The organism is Dactylosporangium siamense (assembly GCF_016862795.1).
Lineage (GTDB): Bacteria > Actinomycetota > Actinomycetes > Mycobacteriales > Micromonosporaceae > Dactylosporangium > Dactylosporangium siamense.
The window spans coordinates 1-5,101 of record NZ_BONQ01000231.1 but is presented as its reverse complement, the minus strand read 5'-3'; the positions used below and the strand labels follow the sequence as shown (position 1 = coordinate 5,101).

Genomic DNA, 5,101 nt, shown 5'->3' with positions numbered 1-5,101 from the left:
CCGTTTTCGGTCCGCGGGTCCGGCTCGTCACGGCGTACGGCGTAACCGAGGCGACGGTGGACTCGACGTTCGGGTTGGTGGAGCCGGGCGAGGGACCGGCGCCGGTCGGTGGTGCGTTGCCGGGTGTGCGGTTGCACGTGGTCGACGCGGCGTTGGGTGCGGTGCCGGTCGGGGTGGATGGCGAGTTGGGGATTGCTGGTGTTGGTGTGGCGCGGGGCTATTTGGGGCGGCCGGTGCTGACGGCGGAGCGTTTCGTCGCGGATCCCTTTGCCGGTGATGGTTCGCGGTTGTATCGGACCGGGGACGTGGTGCGGCGGGGCGAGGACGGCCGGCTCTGGTTCCAGGGTCGTTCCGATCTGCAGCTGAATGTGCGTGGGTTCCGGGTGGAGCCTGGTGAGGTCGAGCATGTGTTGGTGGCGCATCCGGCGGTGTCGGCGGCGGTGGTCGTCGCTGATGGGGATCGGTTGGTGGCGTTTGTGGTCGGCGCTTCCGACGGGTTGCGGGAGTGGGTGAGTGGGCGGTTGCCGCAGTACATGGTGCCGGCGGTGTTCGTGGAGCTGACCGAGTTGCCGTTGTCGGCGAACGGGAAGGTGGATCGGGCGGCGTTGTCGGTGGTGGGTGTGACGCGGCCGGCGTTGGGGTTCGTGGCGCCGCAGGGGGCGACGCAGGAGGCGTTGGCGGGGGTCTGGGCGGAGCTGATCGGGGTGGATCGGGTCGGGGCGACCGACAACTTCTTCGCCCTCGGCGGGCATTCGTTGCTGGCGACGCAGGTGATTTCGCGGGTGCGGGCGTTGTTCGGCGTCGAGGTGCCGGTGGCGGCCGTGTTTGACAACCCGACCGTCGCGGGGCTGGCGGCGGCCGTCGAGGTTGCGGCGGGGACGATCGCGCCGCCGGTCGTGGCGGTGGAGCGTGGTGGGCCACTGCCGCTGTCCTTCGCGCAGCAGCGGTTGTGGTTCCTGCACCAGCTGGAGCCGGACTCGCTGGAGTACAACCTGATGGTCCCGATCGCCATCGACGGCGAGCTGGATCTGGAGGCGCTCGGCACGGCGCTGACGGCGCTCGTGGCCCGGCATGAGGTGCTGCGCACCCGGCTGGTGACCGACGCCGACGGGGTGCCGTGGCAGGTGATCGACCCGGCGCCGGAGCGGTTCGACCTGCCGGTGGTGGACGAGCTGGGTCCCGACGAGCCGTTCGACCTGGCGGCCGGGCCGCTGTTCCGGGCGACGCTGCTGCGGGTTGCCACCGACGAGCACGTCCTGGTGCTGGTCATGCACCACGTGATCGGCGACGAGTGGTCGGCCGGGATCCTGCGCCGCGAGCTGGACGCCCTGTACGCGGGCGCCGACCTGGCGGACCTGCCGGTGCAGTACGCGGACTTCGCCGTCTGGCAGCGGCAGTGGCTGACCGGCGAGACCCTCGAGGCCCAACTCGACTACTGGCGGGAACGGCTGGCCGGGCTGCCCACGCTTGAGCTGCCGGCCGACCGGCCGCGGCCGGCGGTGCGCTCGGTTGAGGGCGCCGCGATCCGGTTCACGGTGCCCGAGCGGGTCGCCGACGGGCTGCGCGCGGTCGCCCGAGCCGGCGGCGCGTCGATGTTCATGACGGCGCTGTCGGCGTTCACCGCGCTGCTCTCGCGGTACACCGGCCAGGACGACATCGTCGTCGGCACCCCGATCGCGAACCGCAGCCGGGCCGAGGTCGAGGGCCTCATCGGCTTCTTCCTCAACACGCTCGTCGTGCGCGCCGACCTGTCCGGCGACCCCACGTTCACCGAGCTGCTGAGCCGCGTCCGGGCCGGGACCCTCGCCGCGTACGCGCACCAGGACCTGCCGTTCGAGCGGCTCGTCGACGAGCTCGAGGTGGCCAGGGACCGTTCCCGCACGCCACTGTTCCAGACCCTGTTCACCTACGAGACGGCCGACGGGCCGGTGGGCGCCGCCGATGACGACGGGTCGATCGCGGATCACGTCGCTGCGGCGCCGGCGACCTTCGACCTGTCGGTGTCGCTCGGGGAGGCCGCGGACGGGCTGGCCGGCGTGATCCGATACAGCACGGCGCTGTTCGACGCCGACCGGATGCGCCGGCTGATCGGGCACTTCCAGCAGGTCCTGGCCGCCGTGGCCGCGGAGGCCGACGACCTGCGGGTCTCGCAACTGCCGCTGCTGACGCCCGAGTGGGACGCCGGCGCGGCCGCGCCCGCCTGGGCCGGCAGTGTGGACGAGCTGGTGGCCGCGCGGTCGGCGCGTCAGCCCGGTGCCGTGGCGCTGGTCAGCGGCGAGGATACGGTGTCGTACGCCGGGCTCCAGGACCGCGTCGGGCGCCTCGCGGGTCGCCTGCGCGCCGCCGGGGTGGGCGCGGAGTCGGTGGTCGGCATCTGTGTGGAGCGCGGGATCGACATGGTCGTGGCGGCTCTGGCGGTCTGGCGGGCCGGCGGTGCATACCTGCCCCTGGACCCGCAGCACCCGGCCGACCGGCGCGCGTACATGCTCGCCGACAGCGGCGCGGCGGCGCTGATCAGCGACGGGCCGGCCGACACCGACGTGCTCGTCGTGGCGCCGGGCGACGCCACCGCTCCGCCGGTGCCGGAGCCGGCGGCAGTGCGGCCCGGCCAGACGGCGTACGTCATCTACACGTCGGGCTCGACGGGCCGCCCGAAGGGCGTCGTCGTCTCCCACGGCAACCTCGCGGCGTTCCTGGCGGCGATGGGCGAGCGCCCGGGCATGTCCGCCGCCGACGTTCTCCTGGCGGTGACGACGTTCGGGTTCGACATCGCGGGGCTGGAGCTGTTCCTGCCGCTCGTGCATGGTGCGCGGGTCGTCATCGCCGGGAACGATGTGACGCGCTCGCCGCGGGCGTTGGCGGCGCTGGCGGACACGTCCGGGGCGACGGTGCTGCAGGCGACGCCGGCGACGTGGCAGATGCTCGTCGAGGACGGCTGGGCGGGCTCGCCGCGGATGCGCGCGCTGAGCGGCGGCGAGGCGTTGCCGCCTGCGCTCGCCGAGGCGCTCGCTGGGCGGGTCGGCGCGCTGTGGAACATGTACGGCCCGACCGAGACCACGGTCTGGTCGGCCTGCGAGCCGGTGCCGGCGGGCGCTCCGATCACGTTGGGCGAGCCGATCGCCGGCACGACATGGCACGTGCTCGACCGCTTCCTGCAGCCGGTCCCGGCCGGGGTGCCGGGCGAGCTGTACATCGGCGGCGCCGGCGTCGCCCGCGGCTACCGCGGCCGGCCCGAGCTCACCGCGGAGCGGTTCATCGCCGACCCGTTCGGTGAGCCCGGCGGGCGCCTGTACCGGACCGGGGACCAGGTGCGGCGACGGACCGACGGCCGGCCCGAGTTCCTGGGCCGGGTGGACCACCAGGTGAAGATTCGCGGGCACCGCATCGAGCCCGCCGAGATCGAGGCCGTGCTGCGGTCCGCCGCGGGTGTGTCCGCCGCGGTCGTGGTGGCGCTCGACGGCCGGCTGGTCGCCTACGTCGTTGGCGAGACCGGCGGGCTGCGGGAGTGGCTGGGGCAGCGGCTGCCGGAGTACATGGTGCCGTCGGCGCTCGTCGAGCTGAGCGCGTTGCCGCTGAACTCCAATGGCAAGGTCGACCGGGCCGCGCTGCCGGCACCCGACATCGCCCGCATGGAGCTCGCCGGTGCGTACGTGGCGCCGGAGGGGACCACGCAGGAGCTGCTGGCCGGAATCTGGGCCGGCATCCTCGGCGTCGGCCGGGTCGGCGCCGCCGACAACTTCTTCGCCCTCGGCGGGCACTCGCTGCTGGCCACGCAGGTCGTCTCGCGGGTGCGGAGCGTGTTCGGGGTCGAGGTGCCGGTCGCGGCGCTCTTTGACGGCCCGACCATCGAAGGCCTTGCGGTCGTGGTGGACGCGGCCGGCCGGGCCACCGCGCCACCCATCGTCGCCGTCGAGCGCGACGCGCCGCTGCCCCTGTCGTTCGCGCAGCAACGGCTGTGGTTCCTGCACCAGCTCGACCCGGACTCGGCCGAGTACAACACGCCGATGTTCATCCGGCTCACGGGCGAGCTCGACGTCGAGGCGCTGACCGGGACGTTGACCGCGCTGGTGGCCCGGCACGAGGTGCTGCGCACGCGGCTGGTGGCCGGCGCGGACGGCGTGCCGTATCAGGTCATCGATCCGGCACCGGAGCGGTTCGACCTCCAGGTGGCGGACGAGCTGGGTCCCGAGGCGCCGTTCGATCTGGCGGCCGGGCCGTTGTTCCGGGCGATGCTGGTGCGGGCGGCCGCGGACGATCATGTGTTGGCGCTGGTGATGCATCATGTGATCAGCGACGAGTGGTCGGCCGGCATCCTGCGGCGCGAGCTGGACGCGTTGTACGCCGGGGAGGAGCTGCCGGCGCTGCCGGTGCAGTACGCGGACTTCGCGGTGTGGCAGCGGCAGTGGCTGTCCGGAGACGTCCTGGAGGGGCAGCTCGGCTTCTGGCGGGACAAGCTGGCCGGCGCGCCGACGCTGGACCTGCCGACCGACCGGCCACGCCCGGCGGTGCGCTCCTCGGCGGGCGCGGCGATCGGCTTCACCATCCCGCCCGAGGCGACCGACGGACTGCGCGCCCTGGCGCGCGACGCGAGCGCGTCGATGTTCATGACGCTGTTCTCGGCGTTCGCGGCGCTGCTGGCCCGGTACTCCGGCCAGGAAGACGTGGTGGTCGGCACGCCGGTGGCGAACCGGAACCGGGCCGAGATCGAGGGCCTGATCGGCTTCTTCATCAACACCCTGGTGCTGCGCACGGACCTGTCCGGTGACCCGACGTTCGCCGAGCTGCTGTCGCGGGTCCGGTCGGAGACCCTGGCCGCGCACGCGCACCAGGACCTGCCGTTCGAGCGGCTGGTCGACGAGCTGGGTGTGGAGCGGGACCGCTCGCGGTCGCCGCTGTTCCAGGTCCTGTTCAACTACTTCACCGCGGCCGACGCCGAGCCCACCGAGCCCGTCGGGCGCGCCGCGATCGACCTGCTGGGCGGCGTCGACCTGCGGTTCGTCGTGTTGGACCACGGCGACTCGCTGACCGGAACGGTCGAGTACAGCACGGCGCTGTTCGACGACGACCGCATTTCGCGGCTGGCCGGGCACTTCGTGCGTCT

1 protein-coding gene is annotated in these 5,101 nt (G+C 73.3%); it reads left to right on the top strand.

Features of this window, described 5'->3' with window-relative positions; translation table 11 throughout:
* Positions 1-5,101 (top strand): non-ribosomal peptide synthetase (locus Dsi01nite_RS56620; RefSeq protein ID WP_203854840.1); only part of this gene is annotated, 5,101 nt, incomplete at both ends.